This is a genomic window from Pseudovibrio flavus, assembly GCF_009711345.1.
GTDB lineage: Bacteria > Pseudomonadota > Alphaproteobacteria > Rhizobiales > Stappiaceae > Pseudovibrio > Pseudovibrio flavus.
Map to the genome: position 1 here is coordinate 26,695 of NZ_SMMA01000063.1, position 21,676 is coordinate 48,370.

Annotated in this window: 21 protein-coding genes; 8 read left to right on the plus strand and 13 right to left on the minus strand. The window is 51.6% G+C overall.

Features of this window, described 5'->3' with window-relative positions:
* Positions 1 to 100: 100 nt before the first annotated feature.
* Positions 101 to 1,084 (minus strand): TRAP transporter substrate-binding protein, encoded by a 984-nt coding sequence (locus tag E1162_RS12000; protein ID WP_155131101.1) that lies wholly within the window; start codon positions 1,082 to 1,084, stop codon positions 101 to 103.
* A 178-nt stretch (positions 1,085 to 1,262) separates the two neighbouring features.
* Here E1162_RS12000 and E1162_RS12005 point away from each other — a divergent pair, with 178 nt between their 5' ends.
* The 4 genes from E1162_RS12005 (at position 1,263) to E1162_RS12020 (ending at position 5,453) form a co-directional block, all read left to right on the plus strand.
* On the plus strand, positions 1,263 to 1,778 hold the full coding sequence (locus E1162_RS12005) for a TRAP transporter small permease (RefSeq protein ID WP_155131104.1): 516 nt from the start codon (positions 1,263 to 1,265) through the stop codon (positions 1,776 to 1,778).
* 11 nt (positions 1,779 to 1,789) lie between these two features.
* Entirely contained in the window at positions 1,790 to 3,097 is a 1,308-nt protein-coding gene (locus E1162_RS12010; protein WP_155131107.1) for a TRAP transporter large permease, read from the plus strand.
* Between the two features lie 23 nt (positions 3,098 to 3,120).
* Positions 3,121 to 4,536: a glucuronate isomerase gene (gene uxaC, locus E1162_RS12015; protein WP_155131110.1), complete on the plus strand. Its 1,416-nt coding sequence runs from the start codon at positions 3,121 to 3,123 to the stop codon at positions 4,534 to 4,536.
* Between the two features lie 197 nt (positions 4,537 to 4,733).
* On the plus strand, positions 4,734 to 5,453 hold the full coding sequence (locus E1162_RS12020; protein ID WP_155131113.1) for a GntR family transcriptional regulator: 720 nt from the start codon (positions 4,734 to 4,736) through the stop codon (positions 5,451 to 5,453).
* A 118-nt stretch (positions 5,454 to 5,571) separates the two neighbouring features.
* Here E1162_RS12020 and E1162_RS12025 read toward each other — a convergent pair whose 3' ends face one another.
* Positions 5,572 to 6,447: a 5'-methylthioadenosine/S-adenosylhomocysteine nucleosidase gene (locus E1162_RS12025; RefSeq protein ID WP_155131116.1), complete on the minus strand. Its 876-nt coding sequence runs from the start codon at positions 6,445 to 6,447 to the stop codon at positions 5,572 to 5,574.
* Positions 6,448 to 6,720: 273 nt separating this feature from the next.
* On the opposite strand from E1162_RS12025, the gene E1162_RS12030 reads away from it, so the two are divergent.
* Entirely contained in the window at positions 6,721 to 6,864 is a 144-nt protein-coding gene (locus tag E1162_RS12030) for a DUF2256 domain-containing protein (RefSeq protein WP_155131119.1), read from the plus strand.
* Between the two features lie 88 nt (positions 6,865 to 6,952).
* On the opposite strand, the gene phnE (E1162_RS12035) is transcribed toward E1162_RS12030, so the two are convergent.
* The 5 genes from phnE (E1162_RS12035) to E1162_RS12055 form a co-directional block, all read right to left on the minus strand.
* On the minus strand, positions 6,953 to 7,768 hold the full coding sequence (phnE, locus tag E1162_RS12035; RefSeq protein ID WP_155131122.1) for a phosphonate ABC transporter, permease protein PhnE: 816 nt from the start codon (positions 7,766 to 7,768) through the stop codon (positions 6,953 to 6,955).
* A 10-nt stretch (positions 7,769 to 7,778) separates the two neighbouring features.
* A complete protein-coding gene (gene phnE / locus E1162_RS12040) occupies positions 7,779 to 8,582 on the minus strand; it encodes a phosphonate ABC transporter, permease protein PhnE (protein ID WP_155131125.1) in 804 nt (267 codons plus the stop codon).
* Positions 8,582 to 9,379 carry a phosphonate ABC transporter ATP-binding protein gene (gene phnC / locus E1162_RS12045; RefSeq protein WP_257098976.1) on the minus strand — a complete coding sequence of 266 codons (798 nt, stop codon included), beginning with the start codon at positions 9,377 to 9,379 and terminating at the stop codon, positions 8,582 to 8,584. The genes phnE (E1162_RS12040) and phnC overlap by 1 nt, the downstream gene beginning before the upstream one ends.
* Positions 9,380 to 9,399: 20 nt before the next feature.
* Complete coding sequence (gene phnD / locus E1162_RS12050) at positions 9,400 to 10,350, minus strand: phosphate/phosphite/phosphonate ABC transporter substrate-binding protein (RefSeq protein ID WP_155131131.1); 951 nt, start codon at positions 10,348 to 10,350, stop codon at positions 9,400 to 9,402.
* Between the two features lie 465 nt (positions 10,351 to 10,815).
* On the minus strand, positions 10,816 to 11,739 hold the full coding sequence (locus E1162_RS12055; RefSeq protein ID WP_155131134.1) for an isoaspartyl peptidase/L-asparaginase family protein: 924 nt from the start codon (positions 11,737 to 11,739) through the stop codon (positions 10,816 to 10,818).
* A 395-nt stretch (positions 11,740 to 12,134) separates the two neighbouring features.
* Here E1162_RS12055 and E1162_RS12060 point away from each other — a divergent pair, with 395 nt between their 5' ends.
* The 3 genes from E1162_RS12060 to E1162_RS12070 are packed head-to-tail and all read left to right on the plus strand — an operon-like array spanning position 12,135 to position 13,759.
* The gene (locus E1162_RS12060) at positions 12,135 to 12,473 is read left to right on the plus strand and encodes an ArsR/SmtB family transcription factor (RefSeq protein ID WP_155131137.1); all 339 of its coding nucleotides are present in this window, start codon (positions 12,135 to 12,137) and stop codon (positions 12,471 to 12,473) included.
* Positions 12,451 to 13,512, plus strand: a complete 1,062-nt coding sequence (locus E1162_RS12065) for a permease (RefSeq protein WP_155131140.1) — start codon at positions 12,451 to 12,453, stop codon at positions 13,510 to 13,512. The genes E1162_RS12060 and E1162_RS12065 overlap by 23 nt, the downstream gene beginning before the upstream one ends.
* Before the next feature lie 10 nt (positions 13,513 to 13,522).
* Positions 13,523 to 13,759, plus strand: a complete 237-nt coding sequence (locus E1162_RS12070) for a thioredoxin family protein (protein WP_155131143.1) — start codon at positions 13,523 to 13,525, stop codon at positions 13,757 to 13,759.
* A gap of 92 nt (positions 13,760 to 13,851) precedes the next feature.
* On the opposite strand, the gene E1162_RS12075 is transcribed toward E1162_RS12070, so the two are convergent.
* The 6 genes from E1162_RS12075 to E1162_RS12100 form a co-directional block, all read right to left on the minus strand.
* The gene (locus E1162_RS12075; RefSeq protein WP_155131146.1) at positions 13,852 to 15,771 is read right to left on the minus strand and encodes a beta-N-acetylhexosaminidase; all 1,920 of its coding nucleotides are present in this window, start codon (positions 15,769 to 15,771) and stop codon (positions 13,852 to 13,854) included.
* A gap of 56 nt (positions 15,772 to 15,827) precedes the next feature.
* Positions 15,828 to 16,691 carry a MurR/RpiR family transcriptional regulator gene (locus E1162_RS12080; protein WP_155131149.1) on the minus strand — a complete coding sequence of 288 codons (864 nt, stop codon included), beginning with the start codon at positions 16,689 to 16,691 and terminating at the stop codon, positions 15,828 to 15,830.
* A gap of 131 nt (positions 16,692 to 16,822) precedes the next feature.
* Positions 16,823 to 18,058 carry an ABC transporter substrate-binding protein gene (locus E1162_RS12085; RefSeq protein ID WP_155131152.1) on the minus strand — a complete coding sequence of 412 codons (1,236 nt, stop codon included), beginning with the start codon at positions 18,056 to 18,058 and terminating at the stop codon, positions 16,823 to 16,825.
* A gap of 43 nt (positions 18,059 to 18,101) precedes the next feature.
* Positions 18,102 to 18,959, minus strand: coding sequence for a carbohydrate ABC transporter permease (locus tag E1162_RS12090; RefSeq protein WP_155131155.1), 858 nt, complete (start codon positions 18,957 to 18,959; stop codon positions 18,102 to 18,104).
* Positions 18,956 to 19,840, minus strand: a complete 885-nt coding sequence (locus tag E1162_RS12095) for a carbohydrate ABC transporter permease (RefSeq protein WP_371311923.1) — start codon at positions 19,838 to 19,840, stop codon at positions 18,956 to 18,958. The genes E1162_RS12090 and E1162_RS12095 overlap by 4 nt, the downstream gene beginning before the upstream one ends.
* A 514-nt stretch (positions 19,841 to 20,354) precedes the next feature.
* On the minus strand, positions 20,355 to 21,662 hold the full coding sequence (locus tag E1162_RS12100) for a cytosine permease (protein WP_155131158.1): 1,308 nt from the start codon (positions 21,660 to 21,662) through the stop codon (positions 20,355 to 20,357).
* Positions 21,663 to 21,676: the final 14 nt, after the last annotated feature.

Below are 21,676 nucleotides of genomic sequence, written 5' to 3' on the forward strand. Positions count from 1 at the left end.
TAAGGTCTGGGTAGATTCCGCCGTACAATGGGTACGGCGGAGGTATTTCGCCTGTGTTTAGGTATCTTTAGATAAACAACAGGAAAGGAATGAGCTCAGATTAACCGTCGATTTCTTTGATGTCGGTGATGAGCTTGGAAAGGCGTGCTTCTTTTGCTGCAACTTCATCATGCATAGGCAGAACTGCATCGATGAATGGGCCTTTTTCAACTTCGATGAATTTAACGCCGAGGTCTTCCTGTGCAGTCTTGATCACTTCAAGGGTCTGCTTTGCATAAAGATCGCGGTGGTAGGACATGGTTTCGTCAGCAGCCTGGCGCAGGTAACCCTGTTCTTCAGCAGACAGGCCATCCCAAGTCATGCTGGAGATGATGACCACACCCGGGTTCATGCCATGCTCGTCCATGGAGTAGACTTTGCTGACTTCGCCGTGACGCATATCAACGAGCGCCTGTGGGTTGTTTTCAGCACCATCAACTACGCCCTGCTGAAGTGCAGAGTACAGTTCGCCGAAGGAGATTGGGGTAGGGGATGCGCCGAGCAGCTCAACCATGCGCAGTGCGGATGGGGAAGACTGAACGCGGATTTTCATACCCTTGAGGTCTGCAGGAGAGTGGATTTCCTTGTTGGAATAGAAAGAACGAGTACCGTCGTAGGTAAACATCAGGCCAACAAAGCCCTTGTCTTTGGTGTAACCGAAGACTTCGTCCTGAATTTCCTTGTTGGACAGCGCATTGTGGAAGTGCGTTTCGCTGCGGAAAAGGTATGGCAGGCTGAGAGCCATGTAGTAATCGTCAAAGCCAGCAAGATCTGCCGCGCTAGAACGGGTCATGTCGATCATGCCGCCCTGTACCTGTTCGGTAGAGTCACGGGTGTCGCCCAGCTGACCGTTAGGGAAGATCATGATCTGCAGGTCGCCGCCGGAAAGCTCCTTAACGCGCTCTGCCATGAACTCGAGGGAAATATGGGATGGGTTATCTTCAGGCAATACGCTGCTGAGGCGCAGAGTGCGTGCATCCACTGCAGTGGTCGCCAGAAGTACTGAAGTTACAGCAAAACCCATGATCGCTGATTTATTAAACATTGCCCGACTACCTCCCAGTAGCAGTTAGTGTCGGCGGTTAAAGCCCGCCTTTTTGAAAATTTGGTGTTTGGCTCGGTGTTCGTAATGGCACCAATTATTCAGCCATGAAAATTGATATACTAATATTTTTAGATTGACTATAGGGTTCTTTGCCTATCTGTTTGGGAGCATCAATCAAATGGAAGTATTATTCAGGATAACGAACAGAGCGCTGTCGCTTTGTTCGATTTGGACATTTGCCATTCTAATACTCTGCGTTCTGTGGCAGGTATTTTCACGATTTGCACTTTCCGAGCCGAGTACCTTTACTGATGAGGTCGCCAGATTTATGTTTATCTGGTCAGCTCTTCTTGGTTCTGCTTATACGCTCGGACAAAAACGCCATCTCGCTATTGATCTTTTGACTGGCGCACTTATCGGAAAAGCCAAACTCGCATCCGATATGTTCATCATTGCAGCAGTCGCGGTGTTCTCCGGCTACATCCTGCTGTACGGCGGTTATTCCCTCGTAGCCCGCACATTAATGACCGGTCAGGTATCTCCAGCCCTGCAAATTCCGATGGGATACATCTACCTCGTTATCCCGATTAGTGGCGCTATCATGTTGTTTTATTGCGCCTATTTCGTTCACGACCGCCTGTTTGGTTCCAAGCTCGGACCAAATGACAGTCTCGTTGATCCAACTGCGGAATAAGGCTGCCTGATATGTTTTTTGAAAGTGCGTTTATTCTTTTCGGCCTCTTCGTCGTTCTGGTGACATTCGGGGTTCCAATCTCCTTCGCAATCGGTTTGGCGACAGCTGCCTGTATTGCTCAGACAATGAACCCTCAGCAGGCAGCATTCATCGTTGCTCAGCGTATTGGTATCGGTCTGGACAGCTTTACGCTGCTAGCAATTCCGTTCTTCATTCTTGCGGGTAACATCATGAACCGCGGCGGTATCGCCCGCCGAATGATTGAGTTCGCAAAGGTTCTGGCTGGTCGTCTTCCAGGTGCTTTGGCTCACTGCAACATCTTGGCAAACATGATGTTTGGCTCGATTTCCGGTTCTGCTGTGGCTGCTGCTGCTGCTGTTGGCGGCATTATGAGCCCGCTACAGAAAAAAGAAGGCTACGATCCAGCATTCTCCGCTGCTGTTAACGCTGCATCTTGCCCAACCGGTAGCCTTATTCCACCAAGTGCACCGCTGATCGTGTACTCGCTGGTTTCCGGCGGTACATCTGTGGCGACCCTGTTCGTTGCTGGTTACATTCCGGGCGTGCTCATGGGCGTAAGTGCCATGGTTGTTGCAACAATTATCGCGAAGAAGCGCGGCTACCCGCTGATGGAAAAGCCAACCTTCAAAGAAGCTGTTTATAAAGCAGCTGATGCAATCCTGCCTTTGCTGCTCGTTGTAATCATCATGGGCGGTATCGTTGGCGGCCTGTTCACCGCAACCGAAGCATCTGCAGTTGCTGTTGCCTACACCTTCTTGCTGGCAGTTTTCCTCTATAAAGAGGTGAAGCTTTCTGAAGTTCCTGCAATCATTCAGGAGTCCGCCGTTACAACCGCAATCGTACTGCTGCTGATTGGTTGTTCCATCGGTATGTCTTGGGCAATGGCGTTCTCCGGTATGCCGCAGGCTTTTGCACAGGCACTTCTAACTGTTTCCGACAGCCCGCTTGTCATTATGCTGCTTATCAACCTGACACTGCTCTTCATTGGCGTGTTTATGGATTTGACGCCAGCAATGCTGATTTTCACTCCGATCTTCCTTCCAGCCGCAACTGAGCTGGGCATGGATCCGGTTCACTTCGGCATCATGATGACCTTTAACCTGTGTATTGGCGTTATCACTCCGCCTGTGGGTTCTTCCCTGTTCGTGGCGTGTTCTGTTGGCGGCGTGGCCATCAAAGACATCTTGAAGCCGATGATCCCGTTCTACGCTGGTGCACTGGTTGTGCTCGCACTGGTTACCATGATCCCTGACATCAGCTTGTTCTTGCCTCGCCTTCTGCTCGGCTACACCGGCTAACACCCAATAAAAAAAGAAACAAAATGTATAAGTTTTTGACCGAAGACTTTCTTCTCAATAGCGATGTTGCCCGTGAGCTGTACCATGACCACGCGAGCAAAATGCCTATCATCGATTATCACTGCCATCTCCCCCCGCAGGAAATCGGTGATGACTACCGCTTCAAGAACCTTGCCGACATCTGGCTGAAGGGTGATCACTATAAGTGGCGTGCTATGCGCACCCACGGTGTGCCTGAAGAATACTGCACAGGCGCAGTGCCGGACAAAGACAAGTTCCTCGCTTGGGCTGGTACCGTTCCAAAAACCATTGGTAACCCATTGTACCACTGGACCCACTTGGAACTGCGCAGACCTTTCGGCATCACCGACACTCTGCTTTCTCCGGAAACTGCTGATAAAATCTGGGATGAAGCGAACGAAATGCTCGCAACTCCAGAGTTTTCTGCTCGCGGTATCATGCAGCAGATGAACGTAAAGATGGTTGGCACCACCGACGACCCGATTGATAGCCTTGAGCACCACGCCAAGCTTCAAGCGGATGGTTCATTTGGTGTGAAAGTTCTGCCAAGCTGGCGCCCAGACTATTCTTATGGTGTGAACAGCCCAGACTATATCAACTATCTCGGCAAACTATCTGAAGCGTCTGGTATTGAAATCAACGACTACACCAGCCTTTGCGATGCGTTGATCAACCGCATGGATCACTTCGCAGCGCATGGCTGCTGCATCGCTGACCACGCTCTTGATACTGTTGAATATTGCGATAGCACCGACGTTGAGCTGCAAAAGATCATCAAAGATCGCCTCAGCGGCAATCTGGTGAGTGCACAGGACGCTGCAAAGGTAAAGACCGCGCTGTTGATCTTCCTTGGCCGTGAATATTCAAAGCGCAACTGGGTGCAGCAGTACCACATCGGGGCTATGCGTTCTGTGAACACAACAATGGTTGCGCGTATCGGTCATAGCACTGGCTTTGACTCTATCCACGACGAAGTGTTTGCAAAAGCTCTCGGTTCGCTTCTGGATGCTCTTGAGCGTGAGAATGCGTTGCCTAAGACCATTCTTTATTGCCTCAACCCGCGTGATAACGAAGTTCTTGCCACTATGTGCGGCAACTTCCAGGGCGCCGGTATTCACGGCAAAATCCAGTTTGGTTCTGGTTGGTGGTTCAACGATCAGAAGGATGGCATGATCCGTCAAATCGAACAGCTGTCCCAGATGGGTCTGCTCAGCCACTTTGTTGGTATGCTTACCGATAGCCGCAGCTTCCTTTCCTATACCCGTCACGAGTACTTCCGCCGTCTGCTTTGCCGGATTATCGGTAACTGGGTCGTAGAGGGTGAAGCTCCGCACGATATGAAGCTGCTTTCCGGTATGGTTGAAGACATTTGTTTCAATAATGCCAACAGATACTTTGAGCTAAATCTGCCTCGCTAAGGCAAGGCGTATTCAGTCCAGATTAAAAGGGGGGTGGCATTCGCAGCTGCCCCCTTAATCATGGCAAAGAATATTGAAATCGACCAAAGTTTGACCTATGCAATGTGCGTTCAATAGCGTTTTGCATACTAGTGTTTTAAATTTTGCGTCCGGTTTTTTGTTCTTGCTGTGAAACGTGAAGTTGGAATTTGGAACCATTGAAAGGTTCTGAGCTAAACCCAATTTGTGTGTGGAATATGATACATAACAAAGAGATGCCGGAGAAAATGAGTGCTGCTGACCGTGTCTATGCCAAAGTACGGCATGACATCGTTTTTCTGCATCTGAAGCCTGGGCAACTAATTAAAGAGAAGCAGGTTATCGACGAAATGGGGGTTAGCCGAACTCCTGTTCGTGAAGCTTTTCTGCGCCTGGAAAAAGAGCATCTATTGGAGATCAGACCGCAAAGCGGCACGATGGTCTCTCCAATTCGCTTGAGCCGAATCCGAGATGCTCAGTTCCTTCGCACATCGCTGGAATTTGCTGCGGCGAAGAAACTGATGCAGCAATCCAACGGCAAGCTTCTTGAGCCCCTGCAGGATATTATTGACGAACAGGAGTTCTGTTACGAGCATGAGCGTTTCGAGCAGTTCGTCTTGCTGGATAATGATTTCCATCGCCTGTTCTTTGAACTGATTGGGCACCAGGAAATCTGGAAGATGCTTGAGTCTGCCAGAGCGCATCTCGATAGAATTCGTTTTATGTTCTTGCCTAACAAGGACCATCTTCAAGAAGTGCTTGCTGAGCACCGGATTATCTTGAAGGCAATTGCTGAAGGTGATGAGAAGACGCTGAGCACTTCCATGCAAGATCACCTGAACAAATCCGAAGACCTAGCCCTTGAACTTTCAAAGACGAGCCCGGAGTTCTTTATTTGAACAGGGCCTAAGTCCTGTTCGATGTAGCAAGTGATGTTAATAAAAAAGCGCCCGAAACCAGAGGTTCCGGGCGCTTTTTTGTATTCTATATCCCGCTAGACGCGGAACACACTCACACTTAGAGGGTAGAGATGTAGTGAAGGATGATTTCTTTCACGTACTCTTGGCAGTCTTCAGCGGTGGTTGGGTCGTACTTGCCACCATTGGTGATGTTGTTGGAAAGAACGCGAACACCAAGGAACGGAACGCCGTAAGCGTGGGAGATCATCGCAGCGGAGGATGTTTCCATCTCTTCTACGCTGGTGCCGAAGTTCTCGTGCAGCCAAGCCATACGGTCAAGTTCGTTGTTCCAGAAGTTACCGCTACCGATGGTGCCTTCAACAACCTTACCACGGGTGTAGGTGTCTTTCACAGCGTGTGCAGAAGCGAGCAGACCTTCGTTACCTTTGTAGTAACGGATCTTTTCTGCGTCCTGTGCGGACTTGCCTTCACCGGCGCTCTTTTCGGATGCCATGATATCCATTGGGATCCATGTTAGAGGCTGAGAGCCTTCACCCTTAGCAAGACGCTGGGTTTTGAAGTTGTTGGAGTTCACAGAACGCTTACCAAGAACGATGTCGCCAACGTTGAGGGAAGTGTCGTGACCGCCGGAAGTGCCCTGATTGATGATTGCGCGTGGCTTGTAGCGCTCGATACCAACAGCGGTTGCTGCTGCGGTGTTTTCAAGGCCCTTGCTGGTCTGCGCAACTACGATCGGGTAGCCATTCAGTTCGCCGATATAGAACTTTGCGTTGCCTGCTTTTTCCATGCGAACATCGGTCAGCATAGCAGCGAAGTTCTCGGCCTCGATTGGCATCGGACCTTGAATCATGATCGGCTGTAGGGGTGCAGATGAAGATTCAACCTCAACACTTTTCATTTGTGCTGCGGCAGCCAAAGGAAGTGCACACAGAGCGATTACTGTGGTCAGCGCACTTTTAACAAGTTTACTCATCTTTACCTCTAGTGAGTGAAATGAAGAAGCGCGTCCCTATCACAAGATAAGTCTCTGTTAAAATGCAATAATTTGACGTCTCCCCAGCGAAGACTGCGTATGTGTTTTGTACAATTAGCGAAAGTGCTAGGGGTGAAAATGTGCTCTGGGTTGCTGGCAAAAATGAGCTCACGCATAGGGCTATAAAAGCATGAGACAATGTCTTCTGAAGTGTGAGAAAAATTCAAATAAATTTCGTAGGTAGGTAAAAGAAGCGTTGTTTGGAGTTTGCCGATGAAGAAGGAAAACCTCCCAACAAAGGTATGTGCGGTGTGCCAACGCCCTTTCAGTTGGCGGAAGAAGTGGCGAAAGGATTGGCCAAATGTCAGATATTGTTCCAAGCGCTGCCGTGATGCTCGCACCTCGAAAGAGCGATAGATTGCAATGGCGGGGCAGGGGCTCCTATGAAAAAAGGGGAGGCCAATTGACCACCCCTTTGACTTTTCAAGCAGCTAATGGAGCTTGCTTAGATCAGTGCCTTGCGAACGCGGGCCGAGATACTCTCGGAAACCACAACGGTACCCAAAATAGCGATGAATATCAGTGCAACTTGTGGCCATGCAAGGGTTGCGAGCGAAGCGTCCAGCTGAAGGCCGATACCGCCAGCACCAACCATGCCCAGAACGGTACTCTCGCGGATGTTGATGTCCCAGCGGAAGATCGCGGTGCTGACAAAGTTAGGAAGGATTTGCGGAATAATCGCATAGTCCAGAACCTGAACAGAGCTGGCACCGGTTGCTGTAACAGCTGCAACCTGCGTCTTGTTGATCTCCTCAATGCCTTCGTAAGTCAGCTTTGCCACAAAGCCGATGGAACGAAGGGCGATCGCAATAATACCTGCGAGCAGACCCGGACCGAGAACCATCACAAGAAGAAGCGCCCAGATCAACGAGTTGATAGAGCGGCTTGCCGCGATGATGAACAAGGCAATCGGCCGGACGATATAGGCGTTTGGTGTGGTATTGCTTGCTGCCAGAAAAGCGATTGGCAGGGCAATCACAACACCGAGCGCGGTGCCCAGAGTTGCAATATTGATTGTATCCCAAAGCGGTTTCCAGAGCTGATCCATATAAGACCAGCGAATAGGCCACATGCGCGATGAGATGTCGGCAAACTGACGAGGTGCATCTTCAACAAAGAACCAAAGGGTATCTTCGTTCATGATGCGCCAGCTTTGAATAAAGACAGCGACGAAAACCAGCCAAAGAACCCAACGGATCAACCGTTCTGCGCGGCTACGTCTGTCCCAGCTATCGCTATAATTTGATGTCGTATCACTCATGATTATCGCTCTACTGGATGCGCTTGCGGATGATGCCGGAGAAGTATTCAGCCACCATTACCAAAGCGATGATGATCAGCAAAATCGCTGCTGCGCTGTCGTACTCATAGCGGTCCATTGCGGTGTTCAGAGTTGCGCCGATACCTCCTGCGCCAACCACGCCGATAACGGCGGATTCACGGAAGTTGATATCAAGACGGTAGAGGCACAGACCAATGGTGCGCGGCGAAATTTGCGGCTGAATAGCGTAGTTGACCTGCTGCCACCAAGATGCGCCGGTTGCGCGCATTGCTGTGAGTGCGTGCGGGTTGGTCGCTTCAATCTCATCTGCAATCAATTTGGCAAGGAAGCCGATTGTAGCAAAGGTGAGGGTTACAAAGCCTGCAAATGTGCCGAAACCGAAAACCGCAGCGCAGATAATCGCAATAATGATTTCCTGAAAGCTACGGGAGACGGCGATAAACGCGCGGCAGAAAATGTAGACCCAACCCGGAACCAGATTGCGTGCTGCACCAAGGCCAAACGGAATAGCGAGAATGATACCAGCCACTGTTGAACACAGTGTCATGGTCAAACTCTCGACAAGGCCCTTCCAGATGTTTGGCCAGCGGCTAACAAAGTCTGGCTGCACAAAGGCCTTTACAAAGCGCATGCCACGGTCTGCGCCTTCAACAACGCGGGACCAGTTGACTTCGACAGAGCCCAAAGCGAGGAAGGTATAAACCAGCACAGCAGCCCAAAGGCTGTAGCGCAGATAGGTCGATTTAATGAACGGCGGCTTTTTCCAAACCGTTGGATAAGCTGCTGTTGTCATTATGCAGCCTCGTTCTCGGCATCGGCCTCTTCGCCACCTTTCTGGATGGTTTTGGACCAGTCTTCTTCGCCGTAAATCTCGGTAAGAACGGCTGGCGTCAATTCGCTTGCCAGACCATCAAAAACTACTTCACCGTGGCGAAGCCCCACAATGCGTTTCACAAACTGGCGTGCAAGGTTCACATCGTGAATGTTAATGATTGCCGGAAGGCTGCGCTCTTCACAAATCTCGGAAATAAGACGCATGATCTGGCGTGCTGTGCGTGGGTCGAGAGCTGCGGTTGGCTCGTCGATCAGCAACAGATCAGGCTCCTGCGCCAAGGCGCGGGCAATACCAACGCGCTGACGCTGACCGCCGGAGAGGGCATCTGCACGCTTGTTTACGTGGTCCAGAAGACCAACGCGGTCCAAAAGAGCATAGGCTCGTTGAACATCTTGAGGCGGATACTTGCGCAAGAAGCTGCGCCAGAACGGAACGTATCCCAGACGGCCGGACAGGACATTTTCCATTACAGTCAGGCGCTCGATCAGGGCGTATTCCTGAAAGATCATGCCAATACTGGTGCGTGCTTTACGCAGCTCACGGCGGCTTAAGCCAACAAGATCTCTGCCTTGGAACGTTACAGATCCCTTGGTTGGCTCGGTCAATCTGTTGATGCAGCGGATCAGGGTGGATTTGCCCGCACCAGACGGACCGATAAGGCCTACAACTTCGCCACCCTCAATGTTGAGGGTGACGTTGTTGAGTGCCAAGTCATTCGCTGTGTACTGCTTGGTTACAGCACGCAGTTCTAGCATTGACATCAAAGTGCTCCGTATTACTGGCAGGAATAGCTCACGCCATTTGCTTCGTCGATAGTACGGATGACAGCCCAATGCTCTTTGTAGGTGATTGGAATGAACTGCGCTTCACCGTTGCGGCTAAACTCTTCCTCAAGCTTGGTGCCCTTCCAGTCAAAGCTGAAGAATGCTTCGCGGATGGTATCCTGCAGCTCTGGTTTCAGGTTGTAAGCCACACCGTAGCCGGTGGTCGGGAAGGTTTGGGACTTGTAGATGGTTTTTACGTCGTCCTTAGTCACAACTTCACGGTCGATCATGCGGCTTAGAACAGAGTTCGCAATTGCAGCTGCGTCATAGTCTTTCTGCGCAACACCGATGATGGAGTTGTCATGAGCACCGGAGAATGCTGGCTCAAAGTCCGCTTCCGCCTGCATGTTGTACTCAGCCTTCAAGATCGCAGAAGGAGCTTTGAAGCCAGAGTTGGAAGTTGGAGAGGTAAAGGCAACCTTCTTGCCTTTCAGGTCTTCAACCTTCTCGATGCCGGAAGACGGATGGGTGATGATCTCCATCTCGTAGCCGAAGGAGCCGTCAGCACCAGCCATGATGGTGAACGGCTTGAAGCCCGCGCAGTTTACTGCAAGCGGGTTGGAGCCGGTGTTGAAGCCAGCAATATGCAGACGACCAGCGCGCATTGCTTCGATCTGTGCAGCGTTGTTCTGCACTGGGAAGAAGCGAACCGGCTTGCCGGTTTTTTCCTCAAGGTGAGCAAGAAACTCGGACCATACGTCTTCGTAAACGGATGGGTCTTCAACAGGGGTGTACGCAAACACAAGAGTGCTTGGGTCGATCTGCTGAGAGGCGTCCATTGGAACGTCAGCGGTAAGGTCGCCATCTTTGTCCTGATAGCGGGCGTCGAGCGCAACGGCAGGCGCGGCGAACGTGGATACGAGCAGCGCAACGGCTAATGATTTGATGGATGTAGATCGCATAAATATTTCCCCAGTATTAGCGATTTTGACCCGCCTTCCCTAATGCTGATTAATGACAGCGGCGGCACAAAGAAGTGACACTTCAATAACTACGTAATTATAATTATTTGCTTTTGGCTCGTCTGTCACATCTCTCAGCGGAAATCCAAAAACAGCCTGTGGATGTAAATCGATTATTTTGCACCGCACCCAAAGGCTGGTTGGCTAAAAACAGCCACTTTAGGTTCAAAATATTTAGGTGCCGGAGAAATCGGGCGCTGTTCTTGTCTCTAGGGAATCAAAGAGGGTTTAACGCAGAGTTTGACGTGAGGTCGCGCTTACATGCCAGTGATGAGGCGCAAAATGCTGCCATTTTATGTCTGACTTGGGAGCTTGTGCGGGTCTTTGATTTTGAAGGCGGAGCGCTTGCTGGCGAGGGGCTATGAAGCCATGCCCGCTCTGTGAGAGCGGGCATGGTCAAACGCATTAGCGATAGATCGCGGTGAACGGCTCTTCACCCTTTTTGACGGAACCGCGGTACATGCCTTCGCAGTTGAATGGCATGGAGATGTTACCTTTGGCATCAACTGCCACAACACCGCCGGAGCCGTCGTTTTCAGCAAGGTTCTTCATAACAACCACGTCAGCAGCTTCTTCCAGAGACTGGCCTGCGTAGCGCATGCGTGCTGCGATATCGCTTGCTGCTGTCCAACGAATGAAGACTTCACCGTGGCCAGTGCCTGAAACAGCGCAGGTGTCGTTATCGGCATAGGTGCCAGCGCCGATGATTGGGCTGTCGCCAACACGGCCTGCTGCCTTTGCTGTCATACCGCCAGTCGAGGTTGCGGCTGCAAGGTTGCCATGCTCGTCCAGCGCTACAGCGCCAACGGTGCCATGCCGACGGGCAGGGTCTGTACTTTGTTCGCCGCGAGCACGCATCTCCAGAGTTTCTTGAAGAGAGTCCCAGCGCTGCTGCGTGAAGAAGTAATCGCTGGTTTCGAACTCAAGTCCTGCATCCTTAGCAACCTGAAGTGCATTTGGGCCGATAAGCGTTACGTGGGAGGTGTTTTCCATAACCGCGCGGGCGGCCTTTACCGGATTGCGCGGGCCAAAGATGCCTGCAACGGTTCCTGCGCTGCGGTCCTTACCGTCCATGACCGCTGCGTCCATTTCCTGCTTACCTTCGGCGGTAAAGACAGAGCCGCGACCAGCGTTGAACTGCGGGTCATCTTCCAATGCGCAGACCGCAGCAACAACTGCGTCCATAGCGCTGCCACCAGCCTTCAAAATGGTTTCGCCTGCTTCGAGCGCTTTCGCGAGGCCCGCGTGGTAGGAGGCTTCCTTTTCCGGCGTCATGCTGGACTTCAAAATGGTTCCAGCGCCGCCGTGGATCGCGAGGGAATAGGTCATGTTTCGTCTTTCATTCGTTTATTGGTATGGCGGTAAAGTTGGTGAACAAGCGTGCCCCGTCATACTCACAAAGAGCGTGGCGGTTTGCTGAAATGGCTGAGGTGCGAAACATAGGGCATGTCGGCTTCCAAGTCTTTATGAGACTTGCTGGGAGCATCGCTTATTTGCTTAGAATCGCTCAATAGTTAACGTCTTTTATGTCGAGCATTTCAATGTGCCCCTACTTACAATTTTCGTAGGCTAAAGCAGCGTGGGCATTTGAAGCAAGAGCACTGCAACGTTGCATCTCCCGAGCTAGCTGCACACTCGGCGGGCGGTAGTTTTCGAATACGGCGCAATACCTAGTATTGATAGGGATCAAATCATTTCACTCATGCAAATGCGCATATGCGCATATGCAAGACTTAGAGACAGATACCGACCTTATTGCCTTCTTGAACGCGATTGCGGACCCAACAAGGCTTCAAGCCATCAAGATCCTCGCTGGCGGCGAAGAGCATTGCAGCTGCGAACTGATGCCCTTGCTTGGGGCAACGCAGAGCCGCATGTCGCGCCACATGCAGATACTAAAGCAACAGGGCATCGTCGTTGATCGCCGTGATGCGCAATGGGTGAGGTTTAAGCTGAACCCGCAACTCCCTTCCCATCTCAAAGCAGCGCTGGACGCTATACTCAGTGCGGCGTGTCCCCTCTCTCTCAAGGACGAGAGCCATGGAAATTGCTCAAAACAATAAACAAAAACTCTCCGATAACCCGCTTTACTGGCACGGAGGCGTAGCTGTCGCCGTCCTCTTATGGTTTGTTCTCTATTCTAATTTGATAGCCTTTTCGGAATGGCTCACTTCCCTGCTTCCTATTGAACGCAATAGCCACGCAGGGGAAGCTGTAGCCTTTTTCCTTTATGATGTTCCCAAGGTTATGCTTTTGTTGGCGCTCATCGTTTTCGCAATGGGTGTTGTTCGCAGCTACTTCAGCGCTGAGAAAACGCGGGCGCTTTTGTCAGGCCGCAGGGAAGGTGTTGGCAATGTTCTTTCCGCTTGTTTGGGCATTCTGACACCATTTTGTTCCTGCTCCGCCGTGCCGTTGTTTGTTGGCTTTGTGTCTGCAGGCGTGCCGCTAGGGGTGACGTTCTCCTTTTTGATCGCCGCACCAATGGTCAATGAGGTCGCTCTCATTTTGCTCTTTGGACTAGTGGGTTGGAAGGTTGCTGCGCTTTATCTTGCCTTTGGCCTTGCTATCGCGATTGTGTCTGGCTTCATCATCGGAAAACTAAAGCTGGAAGGCTGGTTGCAAGAGTGGGTGCGCAATATTCACCTGAACGGCGCCGCTTCTACCCAAAACATTGGCGACAGCCTCACTTTTGTAGATCGCTACCGTGCAGGCTTGTCAGCGATGACCGAGATTTTCCGCAAGGTTTGGAAATGGATCATACTCGGTATCGGAATTGGCGCGCTAATCCATGGTTATGTACCGGAAGACCTGATGGTGCAGATTATGGGCGCGGATACTTGGTGGAGCGTGCCTGCTGCTGTGCTTTTGGGCATTCCTATGTACACCAATGCTGCTGGCGTTATTCCAATCGTCGAAGCGCTGCTGGGAAAAGGCGCTGCCCTTGGCACTACTCTGGCCTTCATGATGAGCGTTATCGCTCTCAGCCTACCTGAAATGATCATCCTCAAGCAGGTGCTAACGCTCCGCCTGATTGCTGTCTTTGTCGGTATTGTCGCCTGCGGGATCTTGTCCGTTGGCTTCCTGTTCAACGTAATCTTCTAAAGGAAAAACAATGAAACAAATCAAAGTATACGGGCCCGGTTGCCAGCGTTGTGAAACCGTTGCCCAGATGGTGAAGGATGCAGCCGCAAAGCTCTCTATTGATGCTGAGGTGGAGAAGGTTTCCGATCCGGTTCAGATTGCTATGGCAGGCGTAATGTCCACGCCGGGTATTTCCGTTGATGGTGTGCTGGTGCACGCAGGCGGGCTGCCGGACGTAAGTAAGCTGGAAGGCTGGCTCGCAAGCTAACCTAATATGTTTGCGATCAAACAGCTTTATATAGGTTGAGAAGGGCTCTTCGGAGCCCTTCTTGCGTACCCGAGAACGAGAGTGGTCGTTGATTACAACTTGGGTGTATAGGGAGCCAAAGCGGAAAAACGCTGCCAGCTTTTGTTTTCCTTAGGCGTCCAGCCCGCCTCCGCAATGGCGCACAAGCGCGGGAATACGAGGCGGTTGAAGTAGGCCCGTGTTAGAAAATGCTCGCACCAGATACAGGCTTGCACGCCCTTCATCCGTGGGCGCAGCTCCTCAGGGAAATCCCCTTCTGGTTCATAGGTGTAAGTATGCTCCGGCGGTACAGTTCCGGCCCAACTGGCACCGGGCTCATACCAGTCATCAGACTGGGCCATGTCGAGGTAGTAGGCTTGGCCCGGTGCCATCACGACATCGTACCCTTGTTCAGCCAAGTTGATACCGACCTCAGGTGCTTGCCACGGAAAGAGAAGGGTATCCTCCCGAGACACTCCGGTTCCTAGGGAAACCTCTTCCCATCCCGCAAGCCGCTTGCCCCGTTGGTGCAACATGTCTTGCACGCGCTTTAAGAAATACGCCTGTAGGTCAAAGGTGTTTTTTAGTCCCTCACGCTCCATCAGGGCGCGGGCTCTTGGCGAGTGTAGCCAAGCGTTTTCAGAGACTTCATCGCCGCCAACATGGATGTAGCGGAAAGGAAAGAGCGACACCAATTCATCAAAGAGCTTGTCCAGAAAGATGTAGGTCTCTTCCATTGCCGGGTTTATCGCATTGTTGGGATAGCCTTGAACGGAACGATAACTGTCCGGTGCTTCCTGTCCGTCTGAGAGTTCTTGTATAGCCGCCAAGGTAGCGGTGCAGTGGCCCGGGAGATCGATCTCGGGAAGAATGTCGACGCACAGCTTCGCGCCGTGAGACACTATTTCACGAACATCATCGTGGGTGTAGTGGCCTGATGCTGGCTCTGCTCCATTGCCTAGCTGGGGCAAAAGCGGTCCGTCCGGGCTGCGGGTTGCCCCAATCTCGGTAAGTTCCGGGTAGGCTTTAACTTCCAACCGCCAAGACTCATCATCATTCAAATGCCAATGAAAGACGTTCATCTTCAACCAAGCCAGAATATCGAGGATGCGCTTGATATCGTCTTTTGGGTAGAACTGGCGGGAAACGTCTAGGTGACATCCGCGCCAAGAATACCGCGGCTCGTCTTTGATGATACCTACGGCAGGGAACGAAAATTTCGCGGCGTCTAGCTTCGCGCCGTGGTGCAACTGAGCGATTGTCGTTAGGCCGTAATTTAGGCCTGCTTTGTCGTTGTATTCAAGCAGAACATCAGCTTCGTTGAATGTGAGCTGATATCCGCTAGGCTGTTGCGCTTGCGTCTTGGAAAAGCGCAACAGCCTAGCGCCACTGACCGGCGTAGCAGTAAAAGCATCTTGAGCTTCCGGAAACAAACGTTGTTGCAGCTGATTAATCGTCAGCATCGCAGCACGTTCTTCGGTGCTTGCGCTTTCTGTTGCTGAAATGATGGGCGGGCAGGTTTTGGCGGGGACTAGTTCGGCATTAGCTGGCCAAGGCTGCATATAGAACGGTCGCTCCAGATGGCCTTCAGCCAGAAGAGGGGGAACCTTGCTGGCTTCATATCCATCTAGCAAGAGATCGCCGACAGAAGCTGGAATGTGCTTTCCATCTGCCGTCGTCACATAAGCGGACTTTGCACCGTCGGTCCGGTGAACGGCTGCTCGCAAAAACCCTTCAACCTCAAAACGCCATGTCTCCCCCTGTTTCAAGGAAAAGTCAGCGGGAGTAGATAGCTCATGAAAGTTGGCTACGCGCCGAAGATAAGTTGCGTTTGTGCAGATTGGGCTTTCAACCGTGCGCGTCAAACAGGTGTAGACCAGCTTGAAATCGGTCAGCACATCATCTGAGAAATTGTGAAGCGCAAATGATATTTTGCCAAAGACATCATCGCCCAAAGGGTGCCAGACATTTTCCAAAATCAAGCCGGAGGCCATCGGTTCATTCCCTGAATTTATAAAGTAAAAAATGTGAGTGCTTAGGAAGGGCGCGCTTAGTCGCCCAAAAGCTGGCCATCATCACCATCGCGGTGCGTTACCAACTGCTGTTTGATCTGACGCAGATTTGCCGCCGCTTGTGGGCGAATGTCATAGGCAACCAAACAAGCAAGTATATCGACGAGCGCCAGATAGGCGTAACGCGTTGAGGTAGGACGGAAGATGTTTACGCCCTCGGGCAGATCTATCGGCAACACCACATCAGCAACGTGCGCCACCGGACTGTCCGCCTGCGTGAGTGCAATTGTTGTGGCACCGGCATCTCTGGCAGCAGAAAGGGAACTCACAAGCTCTTTGTTTCTGCCGGAAAATGACGAACCGACGACGACATCTTGCGGACGCGCTGTAGCTGCAATCATCATCTGCAGGCTGTGATCGGTCGATACGCTAACTCTCATGCCAAGACGAAATAGCCGGTTATGAATTTCCGTCGCGATCATGGATGAGTTGCCACCAGAACCGAAGGCGTAGACCATCTCTGCGCCCGCGATCAGGCTTGCCGCGAGCTGCAGCTTCTCATGGTCTAAATTACCGAGAAACTGGAACAGAGCGTTTTGCGCCTTGCCGACGATATCTTCAGCTACGTCTTGCGGCGCTGTGCTTTGCTTGGCTGGGTTCATGTAGCGCGAACCAACAAAGGTGGACTTCGCCAGCATGACCTTGAACTCAGAGTAGCTTTGGCACCCTACACGGCGACAAAACCGAGTAACTGTGGGCGGTGAAACGGCAGCGCGTTGTGCCAGCTCCAAGATTGATGCGTTGACTGCAAAATCGAAATCGGTCCGGACAATCTCAGCTATGCGGGCATCTGCCTGCGAAAACTGATCCTGTTCCTGTTGGATAGTAGCGAGTATGTCCATTTGAATGCCCCGAAAATTATGCAGTCTCTAACTCTAGCAGAGAAAACAAATCTGTAGTCGATGGAGTGGAGGTTGCACGTGCTGTGCAGACCCTGCCGGCATAACGGGGCATGCCGACAGGGAAATTTTATTTACTTATATTGCTCAAGTTCGCCTGCTGCCTTTTTCAGTGCAGCTTCCGGCTCTGCTTGACCTGTGACGACAGACTGGACCATCTCGATCATCACATTCTGAAGACCCTTATAGTCAAAGAAGAGTGGCTCTGGGCCGCCAGAGAAAATACCTTCAATGAACGGTGCCCAGTAAGGGTCCTTTTCAACGAACGCATCGACCTGAGCAGAAGGGCGTAGCGGTGTAAGGCCCGCGCCGCCTTGCAGCTCAAACTCGCCCTGAGGCTTAGGGGAGGTGATGAATTTGGCGAACTCAACGGCCTTTTCTTCAACGCCAGTGCCTTTGAAGATTGCAAGGCTGTCGGTGATGAGAAGTGTGCCGTTCCCCGCTGCAGATGGACCAAGAGGAAGAGTGGTTACGCCCCAGTTCATCTCGGTTCCCTGTGCGCGAACAGCAGCGCCGGTGTTGGACTGGATCATGCCGACTTTTCCGTCCAGCCAAATAGCGCGGATCTCGTTTTGCTCATAGGCTGTTGCGCCTTCAACAGAATAAGGAACGATATCCTTGTAAGCTTGAAGTGCAGCAAGAACTTCTGGGCTATCGAGCGTGATGTTGCCTTCTGCGTCAATCACCTGACCATTGTTGGTGTAAACCCAATGGAGGAACTGGTGCATTGTGTTGTCGAAGGTCTTTGCAGGAAGGCCGTAGCCGGCAATGCCGGTTTTTTCTTGAATGATCTTGGCGTATTCGATTGTCTCCGCCCATGTTTTCGGCGGGGATTCTGGGTCTAGGCCAGCTTCTTTAAAGAGGTCTTTGTTCCAGAACAGGGACTTAGTGGAGAATGCGATAGGAACGCCCCACTGTGTGCCGTCAAAGGTAACGGTGCTCACAATGTTCGGGTAGTAAGTCTCTTTTTCCGCATCGCTCATCGGTACAGGTACGATGAGGTCATTCTCCGCAAACTGCTTCAAAGTGCGCGAGCCGACATAAGCCATGCCAACAGGGGAGCCAGCAGCAGCCAGTGTCGTTGCTTTGTCCTGACACTGAGCCCAGCCAACAACTTCTGGAGCAATTCTCCAGCCCGGGTTTTCTGCTTCCCACTCTTCGATGTAACGTTCGTGAATTGCGTCAATACGGTCACCGCAGTAAATCCAGCTGATTTCCTGATCGGCTGCGTTTGCGGCTGTCACACCCAGTGTAGATGTTGCTGCAAGGGCGAGGGCACAAACGCCCGTTTTAAAAGAATTAAATACCATAATAAACGTCCCCATTATCTGAAGGAAAAGTGCTTTATTATTGTTATTTGACGGCGCCAGCAGTTAGCCCGCTTACGAGATAACGCTGCATGAAAAAGATCACGACGAGGGCAGGTAGGATGCCAACAAAGCTGGCTGCCATAAGCTCGTTCCAGATCACTTCCTGCCTGCCGAAATAGGCGAACAGGCCGATTGGCAAAGGCATATATTCTGTCTTGGAATTAAAAGTCAGCGCGTAGATGAATTGCTGCGCATAGGCTCCGATAAAGGTCATGATCGCCACAACAGCGATGCCGGGCCTTGCGAGCGGCAGAATTACGCGCCTGAAGGTATAAAAGTATCCCGCACCATCTACGTAGGCTGCTTCTTCAAGCTCTTTTGGAATACGCAGCATGTAAGTGCGCAGCAGCCAAATGGCGGTCGGAATTAGAAAGGCTGCACCGGGCAGGATCATAGCCATATAGGTGTTCAAGACACCCATGCTCCGCATTAAGCGAAATAGCGGAATGATGAGCACAGCGCCGGAGAACATGTTCACTGCCAGAAACGCGCCGAGTAGATGGCCATTCCCTTTGAACTGAAAGCGAGCGAAGGCGTAGGCGGCTGGTACGACCATGAGAAGCACCAAGGCCGTAACAACCAAGGAGATGAAGAGAGAATTGAACACATATCGGCCAAAGCCGGGCACACTCTCCCACATGGTGAAGTAGGCGGTGAAAGAGCCGTTCTCTGGAATAAACCGGTAAGGCGACGAGAACAGCATGCTGAGAGGCTTGAGCGAAACCAGAAAGCCCTCAACGAACGGCGCCAGAATAAAGATCATAAACAGTGCGATACCACAGTAGATGCCCAGCTTCTCGTACCACGCATAGCGGTTGATCATAGCGACTTTGTTGCTCATCGGGCGTACTCCTGCGAAAGGCGGCTGGTTACGCGGAAATAGAAGTAGGTGAAGATCGAAAGGAAAATGCAGATTAGGACTGCTCTAGCTGCACCCTCACCATACTTGTAGGAACCGATCGCGGTCTTGTAGGTGTCGATAATCATCGTGGTTGTTGAGCCACTTGGCCCGCCTTGGGTCAAAATCCAGATGATGTCGAACGAGTTGAACGTAGCGATCATAGAGATCATAGACATGGTGATGATCGCAGGCAGAAGGAGCGGCAAGGTAATGCGGCGGAACCTGTAAAACCGGCTGGCACCATCGGTCCATGCTGCTTCGTAAAGGTCTTCAGGAATGGCCTGAATTGCAGCAAGCATATAGAGGGTTACCATAGGCACGCCGATCCACACGTCGGTTATAATAGTCGCCCAGAACGCGCTGCTTCCGTAGGCCAGAAACGCCACCGGTCCATCTACAAGGCCCCACTTTTGCATTACGCCGGAGATCATGCCGAACTGGCCATTGTACATCCAACCCCACATGAAAATGCCGATAGCCATAGGCACAATCCATGGAGGCATGGTCAGTAGGCGAAAGAGAGCTCTTCCCGGAATTGCGCTGTTGAGCAATACAGCGCCAGCGATGCCAACGGTCATCTTCAAAAGCACTGAAAAGAAAGTCCAGACAAAGGTGCGTCCGATAACACCCGCAAATGTCTCGTTGAAAATCTTGTCGTAGTTCAGCCAGCCGACATAAGAAAAGGTCTTTCGCAGTGAGGCGTTGGTGAAAGACAGATGAATTGTGTCGATAAGCGGATAGATAACAATAACAGCGATATAAATGGTCGCTGGCAATAAAAGCAGCCACGCGAATAGGACTGCCGAACCTCGGGCATTCACTGGTTAAGCTCCTTCAGTCGGCTGAGACCGCGCAAACGTTGAGTATGGAGAAGCCACGACATCCAGTGCTGAGGTTGGGTGGTCTTTCTGAATGCAGAAACCAAACCCGCTTGCCCAAAGTTGATGCGTAGCCTTACAGGTCTTTCCCGTGACCTTGTCCCCCAGTGTCATGCCGTCCCCTCTGACCTCTAGGTGATTCATGAAAATAATTTTCATAAACTTGGAGCAGAGGTGCTTTTAGGTCAAGATACCTATGTAAAAAAGTGTAATTTGTGAAAATTAATTACACGCTACGGTTTGTTTGAGCTGTTTTAGAGCAGGTCTTGATCGCATGCCCGGTAAAGAAAAAGCCACTTAGCCAGACAGCGGCCAAGTGGCTTCGTTTCTATTATCCGGGATAATATGGTCTTGGGCGGCACTACTTGGAGTTAAAGCAGCGCCGTTTTGAGGAAGTGCGAGGCCTGCATAAGATGCAAAAAAGGCAATGCGGGGCATGGAGCCCCGCATCGTCCAATTAGTTGCTTTCGTGGCTAACTTCACTGCCGATAAACGGGTTAACCCGCATCGATGCGCTTAGTTTCATGAGTGCGAAGTAAAGCACGCCGCCGATTACGAAGGAGTTGATCGCGCCAACGCCCCAGTCAATGTTATTGGCGATAATAGCTGCAAGAGCGGAGGCTCCGAGCGCTGCCATATTCCATTGACGATAACGGGTGGATTTATCGAAGGTGTATTGATGCTGACGACCAAGGAAGTAGTAGTCGACGAGAATGATGCCGCCAATCGGTGGCACAAATACACCAAGGAACACCAGAAACGGCACGAAGAAGTCCGTCACGCCAAAGAACGCAATACAGGTTGCGATGAGGCCGAGTACCAACGCGATCTTATATTTTTCGACCTTGATGATATTCGCAGCGCCCAAAGAAGCAGAGTAGAGGTTGTTGTCGTTACTGGTCCACTGGGCAAGAACCACCATCAGCAGTGTACCTGCACCCATACCGAGCGTCGTCATGGCTTCCATAACAGTGTCAGTCTGGGCTGCTTTCACCATGACCATGCCTGCAAAGGTAGCAAGACCATAGACGGTAAGAGCAAGGAAGCAGGCGATCCAGTTGTGTTTGCCGCTAATGGCGTAGCGGGAAACGTCTGGCTGCATGATAGCGCCGATAATCCAGCCACCAATTACGATGGTTACACCGGTTCCGACCGTTGCCGGATTGTCAGGCGTGATCGCTGCAATCGCATCCAGCCCTTGAGTGTTGATCGCGCTGATTACACCCCAGAAACAGACGCCGAGAATGACTGGGCCTGCAATGGTGCTCAAGATCGCCATCGCCTTGAAGCCCACAATTGCGGTGAGCATCATGATAAGGCCGCCCCAAACGGTTGCCACTTCAGCTTGGGTGAGTGCGTGATCTGGGAACATCAGATTGATGGTTTGGCCAAAGAAGCCGCACTGGTACGCATACCAGCCGCTCAAGGTAATGGCCCAGATAAGACCAACAATCATGGAACCGCTACGACCAAATGAATGGCGAGCAAGTACCGAGAACGTAACACCGCAAGCCGAGCCGAGACCGCCGACGATACCTGCCATTACGAACAAGAATGCGCTTGCGCCAATGATGGCCCAAACAGCGTCTTTGAACGTAAGCAGGTTGCCAAGGGCTGCACCGGTGTAAAGGGTGGACATGGCAACAGCGATGCCCGCCGTAACGAACGCCAAGTTCAACCAGCCGCGACGCTTTTCCATTGGAACAGGCTCGGTCGGGTAGTCGTAAAAGGCGCTGGTATCCGGCTTTTGTGGATCAGTAGACATTGTTTCCTCCCATC